Source organism: [Clostridium] symbiosum ATCC 14940, assembly GCF_000466485.1.
Classification (GTDB): Bacteria; Bacillota; Clostridia; order Lachnospirales; family Lachnospiraceae; genus Otoolea; species Otoolea symbiosa.
On the sequence record NZ_KE992817.1, the window covers coordinates 23,454 to 50,453 of the forward strand.

Here is a 27,000-nt window from a genome sequence, read left to right on the forward strand (position 1 = left end):
CATAAAGGATTGTGGGAGAAATATCATTTAAAAAAAGTTGCGAACTTGTTACTGTTTGCAGAACCGCGTTTTTTACGGGGCTGAGAATAGTAACGCGAACTTCCTGAAGAGGGTAAGAACCATATTAACCGGGATACGGGCAGAGGGAGGATAAATGATAGAATCGGTTTGACAAGGCGAAAGACAGACGGTAGACTGGTCTTAAGGAAGAAAAAATCGGTTTGAGCCGGGAGTGATGGACTTGAGCCGGGTGAAGAGATAAGCCTTGATGAATGTGATATTACATAATTAAGATAAATATAAGGATGTGGGAAGATGGCGGAATTTCAGGAGCTGATTAAGAATTTTGACCGTATTCGCGACTATATGCGGCAGTTTTATGTCTACGGGTTCAAGGTGAGGGGCGATTATGATGTTAAAAGCGCCAGGACCTATGATAACGAGAAGCGCAGGATTGAGAGCTGGCTTTCTGAGTATATGGTGTCGGAATATACTTCAAAGGGAAAACAGGTCTATATCAACGTGGACAGCAGGACAATCAGGCAGAACCCTCTCTATGCGGCATGGAAGGCAAAGAGTTTTACCGGCAATGATATCATGCTTCATTTTTTTATCCCGGCTCAGCTTTATGAGAAGCGGGAGGGACTGAGTGCAGGGGAATTGGGGGATCGGATAGCGGAATGCTACGGTGTGGTTTTCGACAGCCAGACGGTGCGGCTGAAGCTGAAGGAATATGAAGAGATGGGAATTCTGGGCACGGTAAAAAAGGGAAAAACGCTGTTGTATCATTTGAAGCCGGGTTTGCAGGAAGACAGCTTCCTGCCTCTTTTAACGGCAGTAAAGTTTTATCAGGAAGGGGCGCCCTTTGGTTTTATCGGCAGCACGATTCTGGACCGTGAGAATTCTGAAAATGACAGATTCCAGTTTAAGCATCATTTTATTGTACATACCCTGGAGGACGGAATCTTATTTGAGATTCTGGAAGCGATGAGGGAACACCGGAGGATTGAGTTTGTCAATAAAAGCAGCCGCAGCGGCAACGAGTCTTCCATGAAGGGGCTGCCCCTTAAGATATTCGTCAGTACCAGGACCGGACGCCGTTACATATGCTGCTATCTGGAGAACCGGCGCCGGTTTATGAATTTTCGTCTGGACTGTATCAGTAAGGTTAAGATGACATCAGTATGTGAGGATTATGCTCAATGGAAGGCAGCGCTTCAAAAAAATCTGGGGTTGTGCTGGGGCGTATCTTTTGGGGGCACCGGACGGGGGGAAGAGATATCGGTGAAATTCTATATCGATGTGGAGAAGGAGTCCTATATCCTGAAGAGGATTTACCGGGAGGGACGCGGGGCTTTGGTCAGAAAGACGGGAGAACACGAATATCTCTACACCGGAACATTTTTTGATACCAACGAGATGCTTTCCTGGCTGAAAACGTTTACCGGACGGATTCTAGATATTCAGTGTAGAAACCGTGCGGTGGTTGCGAAGGTAAAACGGGATCTGGAACGAATGTATGAGATGTACTGCGGAGATGAAAAAGATGGAGTTATTTGAAAAGATATATAGCTGCTATTATCAGGTGGTTGGGCAGATTTTGAGGGAGTCAGAGAGGCATCCGGTTACAGTAAAAGAGATGGAAGGCATCATCCGGAAATATGGTTTTCAAGAAAGCGTCCTTACGATTCTTCCAAATCTGACCGGCGGGGAATGGGCCTTCATGAAAAAAGGTAGGGACGGCACGTATACTCCGGCTGTTTCGCATCTGCCGAAGCTGCCGCTTACCGGACTGCAGCAGAGATGGCTGAAATCCATAATTGCGGACAGGAGGATAAGCCTGTTTCTAAGCGACAGCGATCTGGCGTGGGCCGGGGAGCTGCTGAAGGATACGGAGCCGCTGTTCGACGAGGAAGATTTTTATTATTTTGACAGATTCAAGGATGGGGATGACTATAACTCTAAACAATACCGGGAAAATTTCAGAAGCATTCTTCAGGCGCTTGAAAAGAAACAGGCGTTATTTGTCGCCTATGAAGGAAAAACGTGTGATACGGTTACGTATGAGACGCTGCCCTATCAGCTTCAGTATTCTTCAAAAGACGACAAGTTCCGGCTTTGCAGCCTGGAATACAGCCGGGGGAATTTCAGACGGGAATTGACACTGAACCTGTCTAAAATCAGGGCATGCCATCCTTCAAAGCGCGAGGTTTCCATAGAACCGGCAGAGTATAGATTTTGCAACAGAGGAAAATCACAGGAGCCGGTAGTTCTGGAAATCAGCGGGGAGCGCAATTCATTGGAACGGTGCATGCTGCAATTTGCCAACTATGAAAAACATACGGAATTTGACGAGGAGAGAAAATGCTGGATTTGTTCCATTTATTATGATAAGGCCGATGAGACGGAACTGTTAATCGATATCCTGTCCTTCGGTCCGGTGGTGCGGGTGCTGGGTCCGGAGCCGTTTCTGGGACTTATTAAGGCCAGAGTCAGGAGGCAGTACAGGTTATTTCAGCAGGTATGAGCAGACTACTGTTCACACGGTTGTGTCCCGCGAGGTATTTTCATGCGCATTCTGCACGAAAACACCTCGCGGAACACGGCGGGAAACAGCGGTTTTTGCCGTTTCTATGCATCGCGGAGCATGTTACAGCTTGCAGGACCATCTTTTTGCGGGGCTGTGAACTGTAACATGGGCAGGGGACGGGAATGAGCCGGATTTTGCTTTTCATCAGCTGTTTTTTCGTGTATACTGGTAAAGCCAGAAGAAAGAAAAACGGAGCAGGCCGCGGAAACAGGGTACGGTATTACGGCGGCGGATGAAAAGATGCGCGTCAGCAAAAGTGCTGTGGTTTCAAGGTCTGACGAATTTATAAGAAAGTATAAGAAAGCTGATAAAAGGAGTTTATATTAATATGAAAAAAGGTGAGATTTATGAAGGAATTGTTGAAAAGATTGAATTTCCGAACAAAGGAATTCTTCATATAGAGGATGAGAAGGTCATTGTGAAAAATGCTCTTCCGGGGCAGAAAATCCAATTTCTTGTGAACAAAAAGAGAAAAGGCAAGTGCGAGGGACGCCTGATGCAGGTCCTGGAGCGGTCCGAAATCGAGACAGCGGAGACAGTATGTCCTCATTTTGGGATATGCGGAGGCTGTCTCTATCAGACGATTCCCTATGAAACACAGCTGGAAATAAAAAAAGAGCAGGTGAAAGAGCTGCTTGACGGTGTCTGCGAAGAGTATGAATTTGAAGGAATCAAGGGAAGCCCTCTGGCGGACTGCTACCGCAATAAAATGGAATTTTCTTTTGGCGATGAGGTGAAAGACGGCCCTCTGGCTCTTGGCATGCATAAACGGGGCAGCTTTTATGATGTTGTGACTACCGGCGAATGCAGGATCGTTCACAAGGATTTCTGTGATATCCTGCTTTGTACGAAAGCGTATTTCGAGGAGAAAGAAGTTGGCTTTTATAAGAAGATGCAGCATACCGGATACCTCCGCCACCTTCTGGTGAGACGGGCTGTCAAGACCGGGGAGATACTACTGGATTTGATTACGACAACACAGATTGGAGTGGAAGAGGAGAAGGAACTCCTGGCCGGATGGCTGGAGCGCCTTCTGGCACTGCCGTTAGAAGGGAAAATGGCTGGGATTCTCCATACAAAGAATGACTCCCTGGCAGATGCGGTGAAGGATGAGGGGACAGAGGTTCTTTACGGAAAGGATTATTTCTTTGAAGAGCTGCTGGGGCTTAAATTCAGAATCTCTCCATTCTCATTTTTCCAGACGAATTCCCTGGGGGCTGAAGTATTATATGAAAAGACGAGGGAATATGTGGGAGAGACAAAGGGAAAGGTGGTATTTGACCTTTACAGCGGAACGGGTACAATTGCCCAGATTCTCGCCCCGGTGGCAGAAAAGGTAGTGGGAGTGGAGATTGTTAAAGAGGCCGTGGAGGCAGCGAAAGAGAACGCCAGGCTGAACGGGCTTGACAACTGCGAATTTATTGCCGGCGATGTGCTGAAGGTTGTGGATGAACTGACTGATAAGCCGGAACTGATTGTGCTCGATCCGCCCAGGGACGGGATTCATCCGAAGGCGATTGAGAAGATTATCGGCTTTGGCGTGGAGCGGATGGTGTATGTGTCGTGTAAGCCGACCAGTTTGGCGAGGGATCTGGTGATTTTGCAGGAGAATGGGTATCGGGTGGAGAAGGGGTGTTGTGTGGATATGTTTCCGGGGACGGCGAATGTGGAAAGTATTGTACGGTTGAAGAAAAGTGTAAAATAGTGAAACAATAAACAGATTTAATGGGCTGGTTGGGATTTGTAGGAATATATATTTGCAGAATTTTTAATAACTGGAAATTAGAGCGGAAGGTAACTACTTAAGAATTTCGAGTAGTCCAAAAAGAAGGTGTCTGGTCCGTGAATCGTGAGATTGAATATGTTAATTTGGATGTAATACGATATAAGGATAATTAATGGACTAGGGAATATTTAAACCTATAATTTTTTGAGGAAATAAAGATTGAGGAAAAGAAATTATGACAAACAAGAAGAAAGAGATTACAATCCATAGTTCAGCCGCTGAGTATTTAACATATGTAGCATCTACAGGTCGTAACTCAGATAGTTTTGAGATGCGCTATGAGGACGAGAACATCTGGCTGACGCAGAAAATGATGGCAACCTTATATGATGTTTCTGTATCGGCAATCAATCAGCACCTTAAAAGGATATTTGAAGATGATGAGCTGGTAGAAGAATCAGTTATTAAGAAATACTTAATAACTGCCTCGGATGGTAAATCCTACAGTACGAAACATTATAACTTACAGGCAATCATTGCCGTTGGCTTTAAAGTGAACAACGACCGTGCCGTAAGATTCCGCAAATGGGCCGGTCAGATTGTCAAGGATTATACAATTCAAGGATGGACGATGGACAAAGAGCGCCTGAAAAAAGGGCATATGTTCACTGATGAATATTTTGAACGCCAGCTTGAAAATATTCGTGAGATTCGTCTGTCCGAGCGAAAATTTTATCAGAAGGTTACAGATCTCTATGCCACAGCGTTTGATTACGACAAAGATGCCAAGACTACCCGGCAGTTTTTCAAAATGGTACAGAACAAGATGCATTGGGCCGTACATCGTCATACGGCAGCAGAATTGATTGTAGAGCGTGCAAATGCCGAAAAAGAACATATGGGTTTGACAACATGGGAATCAGCGCCGGATGGGAAAATTGTCAAAGCAGATGTTACTGTTGCTAAGAATTATCTTAGCGAAAAGGAAATGTCCTATTTACAGAGAATCGTTTCACTCTATCTCGACTATGCGGAGTTACAGGCGGAACGAAGAATACCGATGAGTATGGAGGACTGGGCAAAGCGACTTGATGGTTTTTTGGAGTTTAACGGGAACGAACTGCTGATGGGACTGGGAAAAGTCAGTGCGGAACAGGCTAAGCTTCATGCAGAGACTGAGTTTGAAAAATATCGTATTGTTCAGGATCGATTATTTATGTCAGACTATGATAAATATTTAATAGAATTAGAACATCAAGCGGATCAAAGTGACGTGTAAAGATAATTATACCGTTTCCGCTTGGGGAGGAGTATACCTTCTCGCCATCATTATTATCTACTCAACAAACTGCGAGACAATTGTCGAATTATGTCGAAAATAGAAATGCATGAATCCAATAAAGGACAGGAGAAGCAGCCATGAAAATTATAAAGAATTGTATTCAATGCAAAGCATGTGGTGAGGTGATTGAATCAAATTCCATATATGATTTCGTGTCCTGTTCTTGTGGGAAATGCAGTGTTGATGGGGGATTAGAGTATTTCCAGCGAGTAGCAGAAACAAGGGATATTTTTGTAGAAATGTCGCAGTTTGAAGAGGATTGGTTTTTTGCTGGCTGTGTTAAAATCGGTACCAGATGCTCCAGAGTAGGAGCAGGAAGCGAAGAATCTGGAAAATAAAATATGGGAATCTAAAAAGCAGAACTATATCTTGCAGAAAGTCCTATTGGATGGAGATATTAGTTCTGCTATTTTTATAAAGTAACGTACTTGGAATGATGGCGAACTGGATTCGACATGCCATAGGCGGTATGAACAGGAATGGAGATGGCTTAGGTATCAGCAGAAGTTGATCAGAGGTTGAGAGGTTGATTTCTGCTGGCGAAGGGGATATCACTACCAATAATTGTGTTCTCAGACAGAAAGTTGAGGATTTAATTGTTGGTTGTAATTAAATTGGGAGAATATATAGCAACTTTATTATTGGTGTAATATCCTTTATAGTGTATAATATGATTAATATATTCCTTATCAAAACGGTTGTTTTGCCTACGCTTTTCTGAGGGGTAGGAAAGACGCTCATCCCTATATTGAAAACGTATGGGGGCATGGCGGTTTGAATTTCCCTGTCTTCCAGGTACTCAATGATGGTTTTTGGCTGGGCTCCTTTTTCTGCAAAAATGGTTCCATGCGTATTGGGGAGATAATAGCTGTGAAATAATGGATTGCCCAGTTCTTCGGGTATGACCTTTGCACAGTTTTTTGAAAGAAATTTAACGTGTAGAGATAATGGTATGTTTGTGTTAAATACCGACTAATTTTGAGTCGGATAGCGGGAGGATCTTATTGTATATGTTTGAGTTTATGAAGATATTAACATTACATGTGAGCTACGAATGTTTAAAGGGCGGGACACTTCCTGCCTACTTAGGCTCAACGATACGTGGACTCATGGGGCATTGCATTCATGAATTCTATTGTCATCATAGAAATGTAAAGTGCTTTTTGTGTGAAGAGAGAGGGACATGCCAGTATGTTCAGTGCTTTAGCAATACCGGTGGCGAGGCAGGGGCAGTGAATCCATATACAATCTATGTATACGGTCAGGGAAAGGAAAAATGGGAGATCGGAGATTACTGTGTCTTTGACATTACCTTATTCGGCAGTGGAACAGAGCATGCAGGAGTCTATCTGGATGCGTTGATTGCAGCAGAACAGAAAGGCTGGGGAGCGGAAAGAATTCCGTTCCGTCTCGTGCATGTTACGGATCAGGATTCCGGAAGATTGATTTATGCCGGCGGAAAAAGCTGGATTCGCAACTTGATTCCCAGAACAGTTTCCGTAAAAGAACGGAACGCCGCATATGCCTGCCTGGTTTTTGACACACCCTTAAGGGTGGTCTCCGGCAACAAATTGTTTCAAAAATTGCCTTTTGACATGGTGATACAGTTTTTGACCCGGAGAATTTCTCTTATGACAGCAAGGTATACGGATTTTAACCTGGAGTGGGATATAGAAGAGATGATGCGGCAGGCCGCGGAGATCAGAACGGTTGGGGAGTCCTGGAAAGAGATTCCTTTTTTCAGATATTCTATGAACCAGAGGGATGGGAAACTGGAACTCGCGTCTAAAATGGGTTGGATTTTGTACGAGGGGGACTTATCCCCGTTTGTGCCTGTTCTAGAACTGGGGAGCCGTCTTCGGCTGGGAAAAGGTGCAACGATTGGGTTTGGGCATTATAATATTTATTACGATAAATAAATTTAACGATAGTGAGCGGAGGGATGAAGATGGCTTGGGTTACTACCTACGATGAGATATTATTGACGATTGCCAAGAACTATAAGGATATTGAGACATCTATAGTAAATCAGCTTTTGTTGGAGGTTCCGAACCATTATCCTACGGAAGGCTCCTACAGAGAAGCCGTGTGGGAATCACTGTTCAAAATGGTTGTTCCAAGAAAATACTGTATTGAGCAGGGCGTATTTATTATTGATGCGTTTGGACATAAGTCAAGGGAAGTCGATCTGGCAATTTTTGATGAACTTTATACGCCGTACATATTTAATTATGGAAAGATAAAATTCATACCGATTGAAGCTGTGGCGGCAGTGGTTCAGTGTAAAGGTGAATTCCCAGATAAGAAAGCAATTGAATCATGGGAAGAATCCATCAGTGCGTTAACCACATCGATGGACTCCGTGGCCAGAATGGCAACTTACATGGCGGATAATTTGGATAATCCTCATGGCAGGAAGAATGATTTAACTCAAACCGCAACCCGCCCAGTGAAAATATTGTGTACACTTGCAGGAAAAAATTTTTTAGACGAATACAAGGACCGTTTCGATATAATCCTGTCAGTAGATAAGGAAAATAAGAAGTTGTATAAAAGTATACCAGGCGAAATGCAAAGTTTAGAGAATTGGAACGATTCAATGAATCATGCGATACATGGGATCAAGGATTTACAGGATAAAGAATACAGAGAAAGCAGAAAAATGAGTTTAACAACGAAGAGGGAGAACCTTCTTCAGGAACTTAAGGTACCGCAGACAGTTAACAATGATGAGGAGGAAGAGAATGTAATCCTCTCTTTGATTTTCCAACTGAACCAGCTTCTTATGGTAATCAACAATCCCATGTTGTTCCCGCATCATGCCTACGCGAAACAATTCAGCGATATTTTAAAGAAGTCTGAGCAAAACAAAGGAGAAAATGGGGATGGGAAATAATAAAAGTGATTATATTTTAGCAAAATTTGACGTCGGAGGCATCCAGGATTACATCTTTGCCACGAACCGCTTGCGGGAAAATGCCGGCGCCTCTTATCAGGTGACAAGAATCATGGAAGAATTTTTGCTTGAGTCATTTCGGGAAGCCGCAGATGAGGAAAACGTGGAGGTGCTCCTGGACTGGAAGCTGGCAGATCGACTGCGCCTGCCGCAAGACGAGAGGATGATGGCTGAAGTCATTTATATAGGCGGCGGGAACGCAGTGGCATTGTTTCGGAATCTGGAATTTTTTTGCAGGGTGGGAGAAAAACTGGGGATTAAGGCCGCGGTAAAATGCCAGGGCGTCTATTTAACGGCCGCATACATCGAGACGGATCTGTCTGATTTTGCAGCAGACAGAAGAAGGCTGGATCAGGAAATGAATGAAAAGAAGAAGCATATGATCCGTCAGCTGGTATACTCTCCGTTTCCGGTTGTGGAACAGGAGGATGGAAGCCACCAGCCGATCACCGCTCAGATCCATTATGAAACGGAATCGGAAAATGTAACCCGGATTCAGCTCCAGAAGCGGAACGCTTATAAAGATATTGTCCATTATAAACGTCTGTTTCCGGTATTGGACAATGGAGTCAGCTATGGATATCCGGAAGAGATGGACCAGCTTTCCAGAGAGTATGGGGAAGACAGCATGGTTGCGGTCGGCCACATTGACGGCAACGGGATGGGCGACCGGATGAATCAACTTCTGGGTGAGCATATGGGCTATCTGGAGGGAGTTCCGATCATACGCAGAGAGTCGAAGAAAATAGCGGGGCTTTTTGAGAAGACGTATCACGAGGTACTTCAGGAGTTGTGGGATTGTCAGGTCTTAATCAGGGGAAACGGGACAGAAGAGGAGCGCAGGATTTTTCCTTTGCGTCCTATCCTGATGGATGGGGATGATTTTACATTTATATGCAGGGCGGAGCTGGCTGTTCCGATTGCGGCGGGCTTCATGATGAAACTGTTGCAGATGCAGGACGGTGAGGAAAAGAAAATAACAGCCTGCGGCGGTATTGCCTTTGTTCACAGCCATTTCCCGTTTCGTGTGGCCTATTCAATCGCCGAGAAGTCCTGCGGACAGGCCAAGAATGCGTGGTATGAAGAAAAAAAACAGAAGAGAAGCGCGATGGCAGTATGTTTCCTGGATTTCCAAGTGATAAAAGACAGTGAGGTGGGATTTTCGCTTAAGAATAGAAACTATCAGAAACGTCCGTATTCTCTGGGGATTGACGAAAATAGAACCAGGGACAATTCTTTAGAGTCATTATATGATGTATTAGTTAAGATGGAGGAGGACTGGCCATCGGGGCGGCTGCATAAAATGTACCGCGCGTTTTTAGAAGGAGGCCATGCGATGGAATTTCTAAAGAAGGAGTTTGTTTCGCGCGGATATAAAATCGACAATCTGGTGTCGGGAAGATGGGAGGATTCGCCCTTATTTGATGCGTTAGAGATACAGGGAATGTGCCGGTTGGATTTGGTGAATAAATTTTTAAATATACAGTGAGGTCAGCCATATGAGAGAATGGAATCTGCGAATTGAATTAAAAAGTGATTTCTGTACCGCTACCGGGGAGAATGCCCCCGGTATGATAAACAGCAAGACTGCGCTGGAATACGGAATTCCAAAGATTCCGGCAAAGCGCATCAAAGGCTGCCTGCTGGAGTCGGGGAGGGAACTGGCCGATAACGGGATGATTGCGGGAGAACTTCTATCCCGCATATTTGGTAGTCCGGGGAGCTTAGGCGGAGAGGGAATCCGTGTGGGAGACGGGCATTTGAGCCTTGTACCTGAATATCTTTTTAATCAGGAGAAAAAGGAAAACTTTATGATCTGCGATTACGAGCAATTTCTAAAGAACGTTAAAGATTGTCAAGATATAGAGGATTCCCTTCTGGAAGATATATTTACCAGAAAAAGGACAAGGACGGCTCTGGAACAAACGGGAACCGCGAGTGCTCATTCCCTTCGCACGGTACAGGTGGTTCCCTCCGGCCTTGTTTTTTGCAGCCGGATTGAGGGAAGCCTGAGTCAGGAGGAGGAACAGGCGCTGCTTTTGTGCGCAAAAGGTCTGCGCCATATGGGAATCGGTATTACCAGAGGAATGGGAGAAGTTCGCTGTACATTAGAAGAAGCGGCGCTTAAAGAGACAGGGATTAAGAAAGAGAGTACTGCGCTGTTTCAGACAATCCATCCGGAGCAGGAGGTTAGCCTGCCCTACGAAATTAAGTTAAAACTGCCAATAATTCTGGAAGGAAACTCCGGTGAGGTGGCGGATCAGATTCAGGGAAGCGCTATTTTAGGCGCGTTTGCGGGAATGTACATAAAAAAGTATTTACTGGGAGCGAATGCGCATAAAGATGCGGATTTCTGTCGGATTTTTTTGCGTGACGGAGTTCAGTTTGGCAATGCGTTTCTCAAAAAAGACGGAAGAGAGTATGTACCCTGCCCCAAAGCGTTTGCCGTTCTGAAGGACGATAGGACGGTATGGTTTAATACAATGAAAGATGAGGAAAACAGAAGAAGAAAAAATATTTCCGAACACATCTGCCTGAAAGACGGCTGCTTATATAAGGCGGCTCCGGACAAAGAGATTCATTTCCATCATGCCAGGCCGGCAGACCGGGCAATCGGGCATGCGCAAAATGACCGGGCGGAGGACAAAAAAAACGCTGCCGGGCAGTTCTTTCAGTACATGGCCTTGTCGGCAGAGCAGGTATTTACGGGTACTTTACGGGGAAAGGCGGGCGATATTCAAAGGCTGGTTGAGTGTCTGGAGGAAAACGGATATTGCCTGATGCTGGGCAAATCCAGAACCGCGGAATATGGAAGCTGTGAATTTCACATTACAAAACCCTCTGCTGTGGAGCGGAAGTATGGAAACTCTGCCTGTGGAAAAGACTGGCTGGTCTGGCTTATAAGTCCGTTTGTTTCTATGAGTCAGGAAAGCGGTCTGTTTGAAACGGAGGCAGGTCCTCTGATGGAAGAGATGAGCAAAGCGTTGAGTTGCTCGATAAAATTAGAGCACTCCATTTGCAGTTGCACCGTTCTCCAGGGGTATAACGGCAGATGGAGACTGCCTTCGGCGCCTAATCCGGCCCTCGCTCCCGGGAGCGCATTCCATATTAAAACGGACAGGGACGTGGAGGCTTGGGAAATCGAGGAGAAGCGCTGGGGAATGATGACCGGAAAAGGCTGCGGACAGGTGAAAGCTATGCCCTGGAAGGATTGCCAGAGGGGAATAATCGTGGAAGGAGAAAACTCAAATCCGGATCAAACCTGGAAGGGAGACGGCCCGGGTGGAGAAAATGGTGGATTACTTGCAGCAATTCTCGAATATCAGAGACGGCGCCTTGGGTGGGAAGCGGATGCCGGGAAAGTCCTGAACAGTATGGACAAGCAGGGACAGGAACTGCCATCCTCGTCGGATATTACTCTCTTGATCCAGCTGCTGAAGGGACGGGATGGAAAACCTGGAACTTATAAAAAATTAGAAGAAGAGGTTGAGCGGATCCGCGGGGAGGAAAAAAAGCAGCGCATTTTGACCTTTATAAAACCGTGTGAGGGCGAGTCTGTGGAATTTATGGAGCGATATTTAGAGGCGGCCAAGTGGAAGGCGAGGAGGGAAGAAAATCATGAGTGATGGCGTAATCAGCTTTAACAAGATATGCGGCCGTCTCTGTGTGGAGATGACGGGGCACTTAGCTTCTCCGCTGTCTATTGGCTCCGGAGAAGAGGAGCATTCGGACTCGGACGTTGTTTTTCGGGCGTCCGGGGAACCCTACATACCGGGTAGTTCTCTGGCGGGGGCGCTGCTTGAATATTCGGCGGCCATAAAGGGGGAAGAGGAGACAAAAAAAATGTTCGGAATGCCCAGAGGCGGAGTGCCCGGCAGCAGGGATGACAGACAGAGTAGAATTTTTGTCTATGATGCACGGATAGGGCAGGCGGAAGTGGGAATTCGTGACGGCGTGAAGTTAAATGAGGATAAAACGGCCAGCCATATGGGCAAATATGAGCTGCAGTTTGTTGAGAGGAATGCCCCGATAAAGATTCGGATTGAGATGATAGAGCGGGAAGATTGTATTGAAAAAGCAAAATCCGAAATTACGGGGAGGGAGAGGACAGAGGAAATTGAGCAGGTCTGGGACAGAGAACGTCAGTGGATTTATCTGTGGCTGAAAGGATTTGAGAGCGGGGAACTACGGTTGGGGGCCAGAAGCCGTAGGGGATTTGGGAAAATAGCGATTGATCACGCCCGTGTTAAGGTATTTGATATGAGGAAAAGTGATTCTTATAAGGAATGGCTGGACTGGGATTGGGAGCAGGCGGATGCCTTTGAAGGAGCCGGGAGTGAGACGATCCGGATAGAAGACCTGGAACAAGCAGGCGGAGCCGGGAGGGAACATTGTCTGGAGGTTTTGCTCCGTATTTCCGGTACGCTGTTGGTCCGCACTTATGCCGTGGCCTTTACAAGGACAGAGGATATTCCGGATTATGGGCAGATGACGGTTGGCGGTCATGGGAAACAAGCGGTGATACCCGGCAGCAGCTGGGCCGGGGCTTTCCGCAGCCACCTGGTGAAGACTGTGCAGGAGCTTTTGCGGCAGCCGGACTGGAAGGAAGCACAGAAGATATTAAACCCATTGTTCGGAACATGGGGTGATACAGAGATGAGAAATCAGGAGCTTCATGCCTCCGGGCTGATATTTGAGGAAACGGTAATTGACGGAGGTCATGGCTTACCTGTTGCCAGAATCGCGGTGGATCGGTTTACCGGTGGGACGGTGCAGGGAGCACTATATGAGGAAATCCCATGGACAGGAGGAGAAATCATTCTGCCGATACGGTGGAGGAAGAATGGGCTAAATCTGACAGACGACGAAATCTGCGGTTTGCTTCTCTGGGCGGTCAAGGATTTGCAGGCGGGGATTCTGGCCGTGGGCGGAGAGACCTCGGTGGGCAGAGGGATTTTTGAACCGGTACACGGGAAAGACAATCTCTTTTTAGATGGAGATGTTTTGACGGATGAGGATCAGAAACGTTGTATGCAGGCCGCGGTTTTGTGGGTGAAAGGGAATCGGAAGAAAGAGAATACGAGGTGATGGAGCAATGGAGAGGTATGAACCGTTTGGTTTGATAACCGAACAGAAAGCAAGAAAGAAGATTGCCGAATGTTTTCCCAATACAGCAACCTTGTATGCAGTTTTGGATTATGCCGTGTGCTTTGGCACTTATAATCAAGGCAGCTTTTCCCTGGGCATAGAGGCGCAGAAAGAGCCGGCGGCATTGGATTGGACTTATCTGCGGGAACTCCGTGTTTTCGACGAGGAGCAGGAATTGCTTCTGGTTCCGTCAGGCGGTAACTGGATCGGGAGAATGAGACGGGATATAGGACAATATAAGAAAATGCAGGATGATGGAGAATATGTCATCGATGAATGTCAGAAACTCTGGGGAAAGACGAAAAAGTCGTATAAAGTAGGGGACACGGTCTGGAGCCTTCTGGTGTCTGGCCGTGGAACCAGAATACAGATACCGATGGATTTGAATGAGCGGGAGGAGGCGGCAATCCGTGTACGCCGCTATATGCGTATTCCTGATGTGAAAAAGGATGGAGCGCTGGTGTTTCAGAATGATATCCGCATGATAGGGCTGTGTCCGTGGGAAGGAGATGAGTGAGATGGCGGGAAAATTTGTAGAGAATTATAAAAAACGATTTGTCAATCCGTACAATTTTATTCCTTTGATGGAATCATGCAGCCGTTCGGTACCGACTGCCGAATTTGAAGATTGTTATACGGGATATTTTGACTGCAGAATAAAACTTCTGACACCGCTGTTTATACCAAATACATCATCTTCTTCAAGACTGCTGAACGAGGAAGAAAAGAGAAATGAAAAGTGCAAGGACGAAAAGTGGAAAGGGTATGATTTCTATTCTTATGATGACTGGTCATCGGAGGAATGGGAAGGAACGGGTCTGCCTTTGCCGCCGCAAAATCCTGCGATTCCGGGAAGTGAGATCAGAGGAGCTTTGCGGAGTGTCTTTGAAGCGGCATTTAACGGGTGTATGTCTTCTGTATCCGCGGGTAGGGTGCTTTCGGAAAGAACCAATAAGGCAAAGAAACTTCCGGCCTGCTTAGGGAGGAAAGTATTTACAAAGACGGTTGAGGCTTTATTAAAAGAAAACGGTGGTTACGATCCATGTGCGGATGAGAAACTTTGCCCTGCGTGCCAGGTATTTGGAATGGTGGGGAAATCCGGGAAGACCTATGCACGCGCCTCAAAAGTTAGGGTGACGGACGCTGTTTTGATTGATCCGGCAAGAGACGGCGGGGCATTGTTTGAAGAACCGGTGGTTCTTCCGGAATTGGGGGAGCCAAAGCCGGGAACGGTGGAGTTTTATACGGAACCGCCTTATGGGCCATCAGAGAAGTGGAAAAAGGGACAGGGATTCTGGACGTATGATTATAAATATAAAGTTCAGAATAATAAGAACCCCCAAAATATGCGGATTTTAAGCGTCAGGGAGCCAAAACTGCGGGGAAGAAAATATTATTGGCACAGTCAAGTGGATTTGGAACAATATAGGGGGAATCAGCTCTCTGCAATGAAACAGAGAATCCGCCCTATGAAAGCGGTGGGACGGGACGAGGAGCCGTTGTTTCGTTTCCGCGTGTATTTTGAACGCCTTAATAGAACGCAGTTGAATCAGCTGAAATGGGCGATTGATTTTGGAAATCCTGCCTGTGCCCATAAGATCGGCAGAGCGAAGCCGCTGGGATTCGGCAGTGTCCGGCTGAGCATCGACAACTTGTATCTGCGCGAAATTGACAAAGGTACGGGAATCTGGGAAATGAAAAGAGAGACGAATATAGAAAACTTTTTTTCACATCCGGTCGAGGCGAGCGAGGCCCTTAAGATAGTACAGAAGATGGCTAACTGGGAAGAACGGCCTTGGAATGTTCAATATCCATCCGTGGATCCGGGATCCCATAGAACCCCGTATAAGAAAAACGAGACAGCATCCCATCAGTGGTTTAAAGAAAATAAAAAGGATGGTTATTTCATGAAAGTACTCCCGAAGGCGGATGAAGATGCAAGGAAAAACCTGGAGAGCGAAAAAGCATTATATACTTATACAAGGAACAAAAATTAACCTCCTGTGCGGTAAAAAGCCTTTAGATCGACTTAGGAAATGAAGGAGGTGGCAAGAATTACATAGGATTCACAGGATTGAAAGAGGGCTGATGTTATGGGAGGAAAAGAGGCATTACGGGGATTTTTATATCAAGGATTTGCTTCCGTCCTTGAGGCTTTATGCCACGAGGGCTGGGATAGGATTTATATTGAGTTAGATTCTAAAAATGATAAGGTCGACATTGCGTTAGAGGCAAATCACGTAATCGTTAAAAGCATTCAAGTTAAGTCAACAATCAATATCTTTAAGAAGATTGAAAGTTTTCCTCCCAACGAAATAAAATCGGAGGAGGAAGCCCCACAGCAGGGACAAGTCTGTTCTACCGGTTGGGACTGGATGAAAATTTTAATGAAAGAGTCTGCCTGAACCACTTTTTTAATAGAAACACCTTCCAAGTTAAGGAAAGCCTTGGTATAATTAGGGTACATCTATAAGGGGTCATCTCCATAACATTAAACTTTGGTCGGGATAATGCGTTAGGAGGCTTCTTATAGATGTATTTTATTACAACGAAAAGAATGTTGGAAGTGTGCTTTTCAGCACACCCCAACATTCAGTATAGAACCGCTGGGGCTGCCGGGCGCCTTGATGGGAACGATAGTAGGATTAATGCTCCAGCTTCTATTTCATCTGTGCACAAAATGCGTGTTGCTGTTTTTCAGAAAGCAGGTATGGTCTGCGTATCTAATGGCTCCATTTCTGGCCATAGGATATGCTGTTGCTTATTATGTTTAGGAGGAGTGAGAAAATGAAGAAAAGGGTTCTTAGTTTATTAGTACTGATTGGCTGTGTAAGTATCTACTGCCTTCGGTTTAGGAAAAAGGCAGACTGTCTGCAATGAGGTAAGGGGAAGTTTATAAAAGCGGAGTATTGGACACAGAACTTTGAGACAGTCCGCTCCGTGATGCCAAATGCAGAAGTGTATGTGTTTGAGGAATACGGGGAGATCCAGGGGTTTTGTCGGAATGGATGCAGAATACATTGCCGGATTATTTGTAGTGGAAGGACATCAGGGGCATGGGACTGGTCATCAACTGATATCAGAGGTAAAGAGGAAAAATCGCCTGTCGCTGCATGCTTATGAAAAGAATGCAGGCGCGGTGGCATTTTATCAGGCAGAAGGATTCCATATTGAAAACAGTATGACAGAGAAAGAGACTGGGGAACAGGAGTACCGGATGGTGTTTCATGAGAGCGATGAATCAAAAGAATCCTGCAGTAAATGATAAAGAAGTCAGAAAGGGGGCGGTTTGAAGATGCTGATTAATTTTAAGGACATGGAAATGCGGGAAGTGCCAGGGGGGGAAGTGTATGCGCAGGTGATGAAGAGTTAGCTCCTTTTTTGCCTGTAATAGATAATTGCAGAATAACTGAAAAAGGTAGAACGTTCAAAAGCCGCTGTCAGAAAAATAGAGCCGGCAGGAAACGTGCACTGGGGACGTATGGTGACAGGGGAGACATTTATAACTGATGAAGGACGGCAGAAGATTAATGATAAATTTGCGCCTTTTACGGTAGATATGGAAACTGCAAGTATATTCCATGTATACAATGTAAACAGGATACCATTTATTTCAATTCGTTGCATTACTGACACCGATGCCTGCAGGGGAATGTGTGATTTTGAAGAAAACTGCGCCAAAGCCTCAAGGGTTGCAAAGAATATTACAGTGGATTTATTAAACGAACTTAGAGGATAAAATCAGAAATTGTTCTGTTGGTGAGGAAACTAAATTAGGCGGATAACGGGAACTTATGAGGAGGATATGGAACAGTATCAATAGATAGATGTGCAATGATTTGACAGCGCAGGTTTCGTGGGCGTAAGACAGATAATAGATATACTGACAGTGGAACCGATTTTTGATATGCTTGTGGATCAGGAAAAGAATAATGAAAGAGGTATATGGAAATAGAAGTATTTCGTAATTGGCAAAATAAATACGGTATGCCTGATCTAAATGATTTAACATTTGCTAATACAGAACAAAAGTGTATTAAATACGATTTCAGAAAAGAATTTGGAATATGTGGAAAAAAACCTTATCTGGAAAATGAATGTCAAATTCTCAGATAAGGGTTTTTTTAAAAATTGCTTTTAAACTCTTTTCAATCCACAAGTGGTATATTGCTACTTGACATTATAAATAATAGCATAGTTAAAGAGCAAAATCAAATTTTACTTTAAATAAATACACTCGAGTTAAAAAGTATATAAAATAAGCCAAAGCGCTTGAAAGCCTGTTACCAATAGAGTATAATAAAAAATATAAGTTAACAGTAAATTTCCTGAACTGCAAAGGGGGGATTAAAGATTCTTGCGCATAGAAAAGAGTCCGATGGAAAGGAGCAGGATTGGGATAAACACAGTTCCAATGTGGCAATCTTATGCTTCCTGACGGCTGAAAAGCTGGGACTGGGTAAACTGGCAAAATTAATGGGGCTGCTGCATGATTTTGGGAAGGGAACTGCAGATTTCCAGAACTATCTTCGTGGAGCAGGCAGCAGGCATCATAATCACGCTGGATTGGGTGCGCTTTATGTTCATCGGCATTGGTGGCAGAGGGAGGCAGCGAAGGAGAGAAGACAGACTGCTCAGCTGATTTCTTTATGTATTTACGGGCATCATGCCGGTTTGCCGGACTGCCTGACTGCTTCGGGAAGATCGCCCTATTTAGACGGCCTGCGGGAACAGCCGGAGAATTACTACATAGAAGCAATGGAAAATTTTTACGCGGAAGTGGCATCCGCAGAGAAACTGGACAAGTTGTTTGATGATGCTTGTAAGGAGTTGAAGGAATTTGGACTGGACAGCCATTCTTTCAACTGGGGAATGCTTGCCAGACTTTTGCTGAGTATTCTTGTCGATGCGGACAGATGGGATTCTGCGTGCTTTGAATATGATGAAGACCCATTTGAAATGGCACAGGAAGCTCAGCCTGATTGGGAAAAACTTCTTATAAAACTTGAAGCTTATGTAGAAAAATTCCCCAGAGAAGGAGAATTGGCCACAATTCGGCGCAATATATCAGCATGGTGCAGAGCTGCGGGAGAATATGGACCGGGGATCTATACCTTGTCGGTTCCCACTGGAGGAGGTAAGACGTTTTCGAGTCTGAGGTTCGCGCTCTCCCAGGCTGAGAAGTATAGGCAGCGAAGGATTTTTTACCTCATTCCCATGAATACAATCTTGGACCAAAATTCAAGAGATATTCGGGACGCGCTTTCCGACTATCCGTCGATTTTGGAGTTTCATTCTAATGTTATTCCGGAGAATGAAGCGGAGGAGGAGAACTATCGCAGGCTGACAGAACGTTTCGATAGTGACATTATTTTGACTAGTCTGGTTCAGTTTTTGGATACATTTTTTCAGAAGGGAAACGGCAAGGTGAGGAGAATGTACCGATTTGCAAACTCCGTTCTGATTTTCGATGAAGTCCAGGCTCTTCCGAAGAAATGCCGGGAGCTTTTTAAGCTGGCGCTTCAATTCCTTGTACGTTTTTGTAACTGCACGGTGCTGCTTTGTACGGCGACGCAGCCGAATCTTGGATTAGAGGCAAAGGAACTTGTACCGGATGTGGATGCGCTATATCAAAAATTAAAGCGGGTGACATATATTTCAGAGATGGGACCACGTAAATATCAGGAGGCTGCCGATGATATTGCGGGATTTATCGGGAAGAAAACTTCTGTGCTGATGATTGTAAATACGAAGGATGCTGCCTGGAATATCTTCCAGGGGATTTCTGAACAGTTGGAGACATTAAATTACAGGCAGGTACAAATACGACAAGATCTTACGGACGAGGAACTGGAAAAATGTGCCGGAGGCTGTGCGGAAGATGAGATTTTGTGTGTGCATCTGAGTACACTTATGTGTCCGATTCACCGGAAAGAGATACTGCGCTGGATCAAGGTCTGGTTGTCAAAGAAAAAGCTGGTCTGCTGCGTTTCCACAGCCTTAATCGAGGCGGGAATCAACGTGAGTTTTCCAACTGTAATTCGCAGCTTAGCAGGTATTCCAAGCCTGATTCAGGCAGCAGGGCGCTGTAACCGCAATTGTGAAGCGGATATGGGAAACGTATACTTATGGAATCTTGCAGAGGAGAGGCTGAGCCGTTTGCCGGATATACAGAAGGGCAAGGAAATCAGCATGAGCCTACTTAGCAATGTGGAAAATCCGGATGAACTGGGAAATCCGGAGATGATAAAAAGATACTTTGCGAAAGAGGAGATATATACACAGGAAGTTGAAAAATATCAATACAAAGAGTGGAACTCGGATTTGGTTACCATGCTGTCAACCAACCGTGAGTGCCGGTGCACAGCCGGGAATTTGCGGGATGAGAATAATCCGCTGCCCGATTTAAGTAAGCGGTTTTATCAGAGTTTTCGAACGGCAGGCACGGTTTTTCAGGTTATAGACCAGAAAACGAAAAGCGTAATCGTTCCCTATGGCAAAGGAAAGGAATTGATAGAAAGATTGGGGGATCGCCATACGCTCAGCGAGGAGATCAGACTTTTAAAAGAGGCTCAACAGTACAGCGTAAATTTATTTGAACATATTTTTAATCGTCTGGCCGGGGAGGGCGCTTTAGTTTCTCTGGGTGAGACAGGAGCAGTTATTTTAAAGGACGAATACTATGATCCGTGGGCTGGAGTTACGATTACGCCGCAGGAAATGAAGGAGCTCATAATGTAAAGGAGGGATGCCGTATTGAAAATCAGAAATCAGATTGAGTATTGCGTGTCAGGAAACTATGCACTGTTCAGCGATCCGATTGCAAGAATGGGAGGAGAAAAGTTCAGCTATATGCTTCCGACCTATCAGGCGCTGAAAGGAATTACGGAGAGTATCTATTGGAAACCGTCGATCATATGGGTTGTGGATGAGATGAGGATTATGAAACCAATCCGCACAGAGTCCAAAAATATCCGGCCAATCAGCTATGTCGCGCCGAAGAATACATTGTCTGTCTATACCTATCTGGCAGATGTATCCTACCAGGTCAGGGCACATTTTATTTTTAATGAGAACCGGCGGGAAGAGCTGGAACAGGATTTTAATGAAAACAAGCACCACAATATTGCGAAACGTATGGTGGAGAAGGGTGGACGCAGAGATATTTTCCTGGGGACGAGGGAGTGCCAGGGATATGTGGAGTCCTGTGTATTTGGCGAGGGAGAAAGCTATTATGACCATTATGGAGAACTGGAATTTGGACTCATGTTTCATGGGTTTGATTATCCGGATGAGACTGGGCAGAATATCCTGGCTGCCAGATTCTGGAAGCCGAAAATGGTAAATGGAGTGGTTCAGTTCCTTCCTCCTGAAGAGTTACCGGAAGAGATGAAGCGGAATATCCGTCCAATGAAAGCGAAGCAATTTGGAGAAAAGTTCGGTAACTTCAGCGGTTTGAAGGAGGAGACACTGCAGCGGGAGTTGGTCTGGGAAGGAGGGGAAACGAATGAGTTGGATGCAGAAATTATGCGAGGCGTATGATGCCGGTATTGTCTGTGATCAGTCGAAAGAATCGGTTCGGCTTGTTCCGCTGGGGTTTGTGCGTAAAAAAGTAAAATACCATGTGGTACTCTCGCGGGACGGTCAGTTCGTATCTGCAGACGAGCTGATGGATGAAAATCAATTTCTGGAAATTCCAAGTACGCCGCAGGCAGAGAGCCGTACAGGTGATAATGGAACTCCGTTTCCCCTGGTGGAACAGCTCAAGTATCTGATTTTTGAAGATGAAAATTCGAAGCGGTTCAGCCAGTATATGGAACAGCTCAGGGCATGGTGCGGACAGCCCGATGCGCCTGACTGCCTGCGTGTGGTATATACATATCTGGATGGTCATACATTGCTTACCGATTTGGAATCACAGCCAAATTTGAAAGTGAAATATTATAAGAATGCAGAAAGGCGGGAAGGCACAGGAGAAGACGCTAAGGCTATGGTCTGTTTTTCAGTCCAGATGCAGGATGAAAGTGCTGACGATCTATGGCTCAGGGCAGATGTCAAACAGTCCTGGGAGCGGTTTCTGGCAGATAAACTGCCGGGCGCCAGAGCGTTTTGCTATGTGGAAGGTAAGATGCTTCCTGCTATGGAGAATCATCCGAAGCTACAGGGAAATGCCAAGCTGATTTCGGCGAAGGATTCTGAATTTCCATTTCAGTACAAGGGACGTTTTGTGGAAGACCGCAGCGCGGCGGTGATTAGCTTTGATGCGTCTGTGCGCGCCCATAATGCTCTGATCTGGCTCATTGCACGTCAGGGGATGCAAAAATACGGTATGACATGGGTGGTGTGGAATACGAACGGGGCGGTCATGAAGGCTCCGATTGATGAAAAAAACGGCTTTATGGATGATGAGGAAGAGGAAGAAGACTCCGAGCCGATTATCGATACATTTGAAAGTTATGCCAGGGAAGTGAGGGCGGCAGCCCGCGGTTATGGCGGCAGACTCCACGATTATAATAAGCAGCGGACTGATTTTGCGGTGATACTAGGACTGGAGGCGGCGACGGACGGAAGAATGTCGGTTACTTATTATCAGGAGTGCTCTGGAAATGAATATGTAAAGCGTTTGGAAGAATGGTATACGGATTGTTGCTGGTGGAGCTATTCCTGGAAAAAGAAGACAAAGGAGATTGCTTCCCCGGGTCCGGAGCAGATTGCCGTTGCCGTTATGGGGCCTGACGCGGTAAATGTGGCAAAACGGGATAAAAAATGTGAGAAGTCCCATACAAAATTGATGCGGAAACTTCACTCCAGAATCCTTGTCTGCATTGCTGACAGGCAGCCATTTCCGATTGATGTTGTCCTCAGTGCATTTTACCGGGTATGTGCGCCTCTTGCGTTTGTCAGCGGGAAGGACCGGCAGTGGTCCAGAACTGCATGGGAAACCAGTGTTGACACTGCTTGTGCGATGATATCTTGTTTTCAAAAACGCAGTCGTGGGGAGATTTGCGAGGTGTTCCCCCCAGAACTGCAGGCCGAGTCGAAAAGAAGAGACTATCTGTATGGCCGACTTTTTGCAGTGGCGGACTTTATGGAGGAGAAATCGACGGATAAGGGGCGGGATTACCCGACAAATGCGATACGGCTGATGTGTCAGTTTGTGAAACGGCCGTTTGAGACGTGGCCTAAGATCCATGAAAAACTAGTTCCCTGTTTTAAAAGCCTTGGCCCTGACAGCAAACGGTACCAGATACTTTTTGCGAAAATTGAGGAACAGTTTACGGAAGAAGACAGATATGAGAGAGGGGAGCTCTCGCTGGAGTTTTTGCAGGGCTTATCCAGTCAGAGACAGATGCTTTTTCAAAAATGGGAACCTACTGAAAAAAAGGAAGATGGGGGAGGCGTTCCATATAAGCTTCCAAGGCGGCGTTCCGAACTGTACGGATGTCTGCTGGCGATAGCGGATGTCGCGGAGCAGGAAGCCAGTGAGGGAGAACGGACGGGAATGACCAATGCGATGCAGATGATGCAGGTATTTGCGGCAAGGCCCTATGAGAGCTGGGGAAGACTTCACGACAAGTTGCAGCCATATTTGGAAAAATTGGGCAAGAAGGCGGATTATTATCAGCGGTTGATTGGATTTGTGGAGATGCAGTTTTCACAAGCAGATCGGGAAACGGCAGTGCCGTTAGACGCCGGCTATCTGCATGGATACTATTGTATGCGGCAGACGTTCTATCAAAAGACACAGTTTTCAAGGGAACCTCAAGAGTGGGAAGAGGCAGGAGACAGAAGGAGCGCCCTGTATGGACGGCAGCTTGGAATCGCGGACCGGATAGAGAGAAGGCGTTTTATCCGTGAGGCGGAGGATATAGACAGACGTTCTACGAATGAGTTGAGATTTATGCCAGTCTTTGCCCGGAAGCCGGCAGCTGCGTGGGAAAATCTAAAAGTCAAGTTAAAGCCATATCTAAGATATGCGGAAAACCTTTCGGGAGAAGACTTGGCCACCCTGGAACAGTTGGAAGCGCAACTACAGCAAAACGGCTGGAATACGGATATTCCTTTGGGAAGTGTTTATCTGCATTATTACTATGAAGAACGAAATAGATAAAACGAAATATAGGATGAAAAGGAGAAATGATTATGGCAGCTTTGAAGGAGAAAATTGATTTTGCACTGGTTTTTACCGCTAAAAACGCAAACCCGAATGGGGATCCCCTGGATGGAAATCGCCCGAGAACTACATACAATGGGTTGGGAGAAGTGTCAGATGTTTGCCTGAAGCGTAAACTTCGCAACCGGTTGCTGGACGAAGGGCAGAATATTTTTGTTCAGTCTGATGAGCGCCGCAGGGAAGGGGATACGTTTCGATCTTTAAAGGATAGAGCAGACAATGAACCTGCGTTGGCAGCGTGTGTGAAAGAGATGAAGGCAGGGAAGAAGACACGGGAGGATTATGCCAGACAGGCGTGCGAAACATGGTATGATGTGAGAGCATTTGGACAGGTTTTTGCATTTAAAAAAGGGAAAAAAGAGGAAGAGGAATCGGATGCCGTATCAATCGGTATTCGCGGTCCTGTCAGCATTCAGCCTGCTTTCAGCAAAGGACCGGTTAATATTACCAGCTCCCAAATTACGAAATCGGTGAATCTTGAGACTGGGAAGGATCCGGATAAAAAGGGGCCGGACACCATGGGAATGAAACACCGCGTAGATTTTGGCGTTTATGTTACCTACGGTGCGGTCAATGTCCAGCTTGCGGATAAGACCGGTTTCAGCGAAGAAGATGGGGAGGCTTTAAAGGAGGCGCTTAGAACTTTATTCCGTAACGATGAGACTTCAGCCCGTCCGGCCGGCAGTATGGAGGTAGTGAAGCTGATATGGTGGAAACATAACTGCGCCAGTGGCCAGTATTCATCGGCTAAGGTGCATCGGACGCTGCGGGTTTCCTGTGACGAAGAGGGCAATGTTTCGGTAAATACAGAGGATTTGGAGGGCCTGGTTCCGGAGGTTTTGGATGGCGAATGATGATTCGGATTTTTTGATGATTTCAGGATTAAAACATTTTCAGTTTTGCCGCAGGCGCTGGGCTCTGGTTCATATTGAACAGCTATGGGAAGAAAATGCGCTCACGTTAGAGGGACATTATATGCATGAACGGGTGCATGATGACGGTTTTACGGAAGCGAGAGGCTCCGTTCTTTTGTCCCGCGGGATGCCTGTCCGCTCCCAGGAGCTGAGAATTACCGGTGTATGTGACATGGTGGAATTATATAAGGATGAGGGAGGAGTCACGATTCAGGGAAGGAATGGCCGTTGGAGGCTGTATCCTGTAGAATACAAGCTGGGACAGCCGGATTTGCAGGGAGCGGATGCGCTGCAGCTATGTGCACAGGCGATGTGTCTGGAAGAAATGTTTGTCACGGATATTCCGGAGGCTGCGTTGTACTATGGAAAGATAAAACGCCGGCAGCGCCTTATCTTAACAGGGGAATTGCGGCAAAGAGTGAAGGAGTCTGTGGCGGAGATGCATAAGTTGATGTTAGATGGCCGCACGCCCAAGGCAAAGATGGGAAAAGCCTGCAAAAGTTGTTCTCTTGTGGAAATTTGCCAGCCCAAACTGATGAAACAGGTTTCGGCATCGGAATATATCCGCAGGGCGTTCCACGGGGAGGATGAGGAATGAAGAAGTTACTGAATACTTTATATGTCACGACGCCGGATGTATATCTGTCGCTGGACGGAGAGAATATCATACTGCTGCAGGAACAAAGTGAGCTGGGCCGGGTTCCTCTGCATAATCTTGAAAGTGTGGTCTGCTTCGGTTACAGAGGCGCTAGTCCCGCGTTGATGGGAGCTTGTGCAGAAAGGGGGATCGGCCTTTGCTTTCTGACGCAGCATGGCCGGTTCCTTTCCAGAATTTCCGGACCAGTGAGCGGTAATGTGCTGCTTCGGGAGACACAGTATTTTAGAGCGGCAGATGAAATGCAGTCTCTTGCAATTGCTAAATCATTCTTGCTTGGGAAAATTTACAATGGTCGGTGGAGCCTTGAGAGGGTGAAACGTGATCATCCCATGCGGATTGAGCAAGAGAAGATCAATAGTGCCATAACTCAGATGTGCAGTTCTCTGAGTGATTTGGAGAAAGGCAAAAACCGGAGTGAACTGATGGGAATTGAAGGGATTGCGGCGAAAGCATATTTCGGAGTCTTTTCGCAGATGATTCTGCGGAATGAGGATGTATTTATTTTTGATGGCAGAACCCGTCGTCCGCCGCTGGATCCGGTGAATGCGATGCTTTCCTTTTCGTACACTTTGCTGGGAAACGAGATTGCAGGTGCTCTGGAAACGGTCGGGTTAGATCCGGCGGTAGGATTTCTCCATACAGTGCGTCCGGGGCGTGCGTCCTTAGCACTTGATTTGCTTGAAGAATTGCGGGCGCCGTTGGCAGATCGATTTGTAATTACGCAGATCAATCTCGGCATTTTTACGGAAAAAGATTTTCAAAGGAAAGAGAATGGTGCTGTTTTTATGACAGATGATGCGAGAAAAACCTTCCTGTCGGCCTGGCAAAAACGCAAGCAGGAGACGATCATGCATCCTTACCTGAAAGAAAAGATTCAATGGGGTATGGTTGCTTTTTCACAGGCCATGCTCTTGTCTAGGCATCTGCGGGGAGATTTGGACGCCTATCCCCCGTTCTTATGGAAATGAGGTGATGGATTTGCTTGTTCTTATAACCTATGATATTAACATTACAGAAGCCGCAGGGGCCCGCCGTTTAAGGCGCGTAGCCAAGCAATGCGTAAATTATGGCACACGGGTACAGAACTCTGTTTTTGAATGTCAGGTGGATGCAACGCAATATGTGAAGCTAAAACATCTTCTGATGAAAGAAATTGACGAAGAAAAAGACAGTCTGCGTTTTTACTCTCTAGGTAATCATTATAGCGGTAAGGTTGAGCATTTTGGCGTGCGGCGCGGGATACAGGTGGATGAACCTTTAATTTTATAAAAGAACCGCAGGGAAGATGTCTTGCCTTATCAGTGCGAACCCGAAGTGAACATGAATTCTGTGGGAGGTTCGCACCTGGATTTTGGTGTAAATTGGCGGGGATTCTGGTTTAGAGATAAAATTAAATATCATATTTGGATGATTTGAATAAAAAGTAATGTAAAAAATACTCTAAAACCATGAATTTTTGCTGGTCAGGCTCGTAAGAGCCTGTGGATCGAAA

21 protein-coding genes and 2 pseudogenes are annotated in these 27,000 nt (G+C 45.9%); 22 read left to right on the top strand and 1 reads right to left on the bottom strand.

Going from position 1 to position 27,000, the window contains the following annotated elements; genetic code table 11:
- The first annotated feature begins 315 nt into the window (after positions 1 to 315).
- From CLOSYM_RS02955 to CLOSYM_RS03010, 12 genes are all read left to right on the top strand, one after another.
- Positions 316 to 1,560, top strand: a complete 1,245-nt coding sequence (locus tag CLOSYM_RS02955) for a helix-turn-helix transcriptional regulator (RefSeq protein ID WP_003500044.1) — start codon at positions 316 to 318, stop codon at positions 1,558 to 1,560.
- Entirely contained in the window at positions 1,547 to 2,527 is a 981-nt protein-coding gene (locus CLOSYM_RS02960; protein ID WP_044902080.1) for a WYL domain-containing protein, read from the top strand. The genes CLOSYM_RS02955 and CLOSYM_RS02960 overlap by 14 nt, the downstream gene beginning before the upstream one ends.
- A 391-nt stretch (positions 2,528 to 2,918) precedes the next feature.
- Positions 2,919 to 4,295 carry a 23S rRNA (uracil(1939)-C(5))-methyltransferase RlmD gene (rlmD, locus tag CLOSYM_RS02965; RefSeq protein ID WP_009299164.1) on the top strand — a complete coding sequence of 459 codons (1,377 nt, stop codon included), beginning with the start codon at positions 2,919 to 2,921 and terminating at the stop codon, positions 4,293 to 4,295.
- 256 nt (positions 4,296 to 4,551) lie between these two features.
- On the top strand, positions 4,552 to 5,595 hold the full coding sequence (locus tag CLOSYM_RS02970; RefSeq protein ID WP_021640885.1) for a virulence RhuM family protein: 1,044 nt from the start codon (positions 4,552 to 4,554) through the stop codon (positions 5,593 to 5,595).
- Between the two features lie 140 nt (positions 5,596 to 5,735).
- Entirely contained in the window at positions 5,736 to 5,996 is a 261-nt protein-coding gene (locus tag CLOSYM_RS02975) for a DUF7695 domain-containing protein (protein WP_021640886.1), read from the top strand.
- Between the two features lie 894 nt (positions 5,997 to 6,890).
- Positions 6,891 to 7,577, top strand: coding sequence for a CRISPR system precrRNA processing endoribonuclease RAMP protein Cas6 (gene cas6, locus CLOSYM_RS02980; RefSeq protein ID WP_242827607.1), 687 nt, complete (start codon positions 6,891 to 6,893; stop codon positions 7,575 to 7,577).
- 29 nt (positions 7,578 to 7,606) lie between these two features.
- Entirely contained in the window at positions 7,607 to 8,554 is a 948-nt protein-coding gene (locus CLOSYM_RS02985; protein ID WP_044902081.1) for a DUF6602 domain-containing protein, read from the top strand.
- Entirely contained in the window at positions 8,544 to 10,103 is a 1,560-nt protein-coding gene (locus CLOSYM_RS02990) for an HD domain-containing protein (protein WP_044902082.1), read from the top strand. The genes CLOSYM_RS02985 and CLOSYM_RS02990 overlap by 11 nt, the downstream gene beginning before the upstream one ends.
- A gap of 10 nt (positions 10,104 to 10,113) precedes the next feature.
- Complete coding sequence (locus CLOSYM_RS02995) at positions 10,114 to 12,240, top strand: RAMP superfamily CRISPR-associated protein (RefSeq protein ID WP_021640890.1); 2,127 nt, start codon at positions 10,114 to 10,116, stop codon at positions 12,238 to 12,240.
- A complete protein-coding gene (locus CLOSYM_RS03000) occupies positions 12,233 to 13,702 on the top strand; it encodes an RAMP superfamily CRISPR-associated protein (RefSeq protein ID WP_021640891.1) in 1,470 nt (489 codons plus the stop codon). Before CLOSYM_RS02995 ends, CLOSYM_RS03000 begins: the two co-directional genes overlap by 8 nt.
- A gap of 7 nt (positions 13,703 to 13,709) precedes the next feature.
- Positions 13,710 to 14,279 (top strand): type III-D CRISPR-associated protein Csx19, encoded by a 570-nt coding sequence (csx19, locus tag CLOSYM_RS03005; RefSeq protein ID WP_021640892.1) that lies wholly within the window; start codon positions 13,710 to 13,712, stop codon positions 14,277 to 14,279.
- Position 14,280: 1 nt separating this feature from the next.
- On the top strand, positions 14,281 to 15,759 hold the full coding sequence (locus tag CLOSYM_RS03010; protein WP_044902083.1) for an RAMP superfamily CRISPR-associated protein: 1,479 nt from the start codon (positions 14,281 to 14,283) through the stop codon (positions 15,757 to 15,759).
- Positions 15,760 to 16,088: 329 nt separating this feature from the next.
- Here the strand turns inward: CLOSYM_RS03010 and CLOSYM_RS23960 are convergent.
- A pseudogene (locus CLOSYM_RS23960) lies at positions 16,089 to 16,229 on the bottom strand (ISL3 family transposase); the annotation flags it as partial.
- Between the two features lie 425 nt (positions 16,230 to 16,654).
- Between CLOSYM_RS23960 and CLOSYM_RS03020 the strand changes: the two are divergent.
- The 10 genes and pseudogenes from CLOSYM_RS03020 to cas2 form a co-directional block, all read left to right on the top strand.
- Positions 16,655 to 17,027, top strand: a pseudogene (locus tag CLOSYM_RS03020) (GNAT family N-acetyltransferase); the annotation flags it as partial.
- Between the two features lie 183 nt (positions 17,028 to 17,210).
- The gene (locus CLOSYM_RS03025; protein ID WP_416390659.1) at positions 17,211 to 17,501 is read left to right on the top strand and encodes a phosphorylase family protein; all 291 of its coding nucleotides are present in this window, start codon (positions 17,211 to 17,213) and stop codon (positions 17,499 to 17,501) included.
- 206 nt (positions 17,502 to 17,707) lie between these two features.
- Complete coding sequence (locus CLOSYM_RS22690) at positions 17,708 to 17,878, top strand: hypothetical protein (protein ID WP_003500203.1); 171 nt, start codon at positions 17,708 to 17,710, stop codon at positions 17,876 to 17,878.
- Positions 17,879 to 18,115: 237 nt separating this feature from the next.
- Positions 18,116 to 20,503 carry a CRISPR-associated endonuclease Cas3'' gene (locus tag CLOSYM_RS03030; RefSeq protein WP_272164529.1) on the top strand — a complete coding sequence of 796 codons (2,388 nt, stop codon included), beginning with the start codon at positions 18,116 to 18,118 and terminating at the stop codon, positions 20,501 to 20,503.
- A 15-nt stretch (positions 20,504 to 20,518) separates the two neighbouring features.
- On the top strand, positions 20,519 to 21,304 hold the full coding sequence (cas5c, locus tag CLOSYM_RS03035; RefSeq protein ID WP_009299151.1) for a type I-C CRISPR-associated protein Cas5c: 786 nt from the start codon (positions 20,519 to 20,521) through the stop codon (positions 21,302 to 21,304).
- Positions 21,270 to 23,873 (top strand): type I-C CRISPR-associated protein Cas8c/Csd1, encoded by a 2,604-nt coding sequence (gene cas8c / locus CLOSYM_RS03040; protein ID WP_044902085.1) that lies wholly within the window; start codon positions 21,270 to 21,272, stop codon positions 23,871 to 23,873. Before cas5c ends, cas8c begins: the two co-directional genes overlap by 35 nt.
- Before the next feature lie 32 nt (positions 23,874 to 23,905).
- Positions 23,906 to 24,790 (top strand): type I-C CRISPR-associated protein Cas7/Csd2, encoded by an 885-nt coding sequence (gene cas7c / locus CLOSYM_RS03045; RefSeq protein ID WP_044902086.1) that lies wholly within the window; start codon positions 23,906 to 23,908, stop codon positions 24,788 to 24,790.
- Positions 24,780 to 25,448 (top strand): CRISPR-associated protein Cas4, encoded by a 669-nt coding sequence (gene cas4 / locus CLOSYM_RS03050; RefSeq protein WP_021640901.1) that lies wholly within the window; start codon positions 24,780 to 24,782, stop codon positions 25,446 to 25,448. The genes cas7c and cas4 overlap by 11 nt, the downstream gene beginning before the upstream one ends.
- On the top strand, positions 25,445 to 26,476 hold the full coding sequence (gene cas1c / locus CLOSYM_RS03055) for a type I-C CRISPR-associated endonuclease Cas1c (protein ID WP_021640902.1): 1,032 nt from the start codon (positions 25,445 to 25,447) through the stop codon (positions 26,474 to 26,476). Before cas4 ends, cas1c begins: the two co-directional genes overlap by 4 nt.
- A 10-nt stretch (positions 26,477 to 26,486) precedes the next feature.
- Complete coding sequence (cas2, locus tag CLOSYM_RS03060; RefSeq protein WP_024739681.1) at positions 26,487 to 26,777, top strand: CRISPR-associated endonuclease Cas2; 291 nt, start codon at positions 26,487 to 26,489, stop codon at positions 26,775 to 26,777.
- Positions 26,778 to 27,000: the final 223 nt, after the last annotated feature.

Excerpts from the sequence above, each read along its gene's own strand:
- cas8c (WP_044902085.1), top strand. The coding sequence starts at position 21,270 with ATGAGTTGGATGCAGAAATTATGCGAGGCGTATGATGCCGGTATTGTC.
- cas1c (WP_021640902.1), top strand. The coding sequence starts at position 25,445 with ATGAAGAAGTTACTGAATACTTTATATGTCACGACGCCGGATGTATAT.
- rlmD (WP_009299164.1), top strand. The coding sequence starts at position 2,919 with ATGAAAAAAGGTGAGATTTATGAAGGAATTGTTGAAAAGATTGAATTT.
- csx19 (WP_021640892.1), top strand. The coding sequence starts at position 13,710 with ATGGAGAGGTATGAACCGTTTGGTTTGATAACCGAACAGAAAGCAAGA.
- CLOSYM_RS02960 (WP_044902080.1), top strand. The coding sequence starts at position 1,547 with ATGGAGTTATTTGAAAAGATATATAGCTGCTATTATCAGGTGGTTGGG.
- CLOSYM_RS02970 (WP_021640885.1), top strand. The coding sequence starts at position 4,552 with ATGACAAACAAGAAGAAAGAGATTACAATCCATAGTTCAGCCGCTGAG.
- CLOSYM_RS02990 (WP_044902082.1), top strand. The coding sequence starts at position 8,544 with ATGGGAAATAATAAAAGTGATTATATTTTAGCAAAATTTGACGTCGGA.
- cas7c (WP_044902086.1), top strand. The coding sequence starts at position 23,906 with ATGGCAGCTTTGAAGGAGAAAATTGATTTTGCACTGGTTTTTACCGCT.
- CLOSYM_RS03000 (WP_021640891.1), top strand. The coding sequence starts at position 12,233 with ATGAGTGATGGCGTAATCAGCTTTAACAAGATATGCGGCCGTCTCTGT.
- CLOSYM_RS02985 (WP_044902081.1), top strand. The coding sequence starts at position 7,607 with ATGGCTTGGGTTACTACCTACGATGAGATATTATTGACGATTGCCAAG.
- CLOSYM_RS03010 (WP_044902083.1), top strand. The coding sequence starts at position 14,281 with ATGGCGGGAAAATTTGTAGAGAATTATAAAAAACGATTTGTCAATCCG.
- CLOSYM_RS02975 (WP_021640886.1), top strand. The coding sequence starts at position 5,736 with ATGAAAATTATAAAGAATTGTATTCAATGCAAAGCATGTGGTGAGGTG.
- CLOSYM_RS22690 (WP_003500203.1), top strand. The coding sequence starts at position 17,708 with ATGGAAATAGAAGTATTTCGTAATTGGCAAAATAAATACGGTATGCCT.
- CLOSYM_RS02955 (WP_003500044.1), top strand. The coding sequence starts at position 316 with ATGGCGGAATTTCAGGAGCTGATTAAGAATTTTGACCGTATTCGCGAC.
- cas4 (WP_021640901.1), top strand. The coding sequence starts at position 24,780 with ATGGCGAATGATGATTCGGATTTTTTGATGATTTCAGGATTAAAACAT.
- CLOSYM_RS02995 (WP_021640890.1), top strand. The coding sequence starts at position 10,114 with ATGAGAGAATGGAATCTGCGAATTGAATTAAAAAGTGATTTCTGTACC.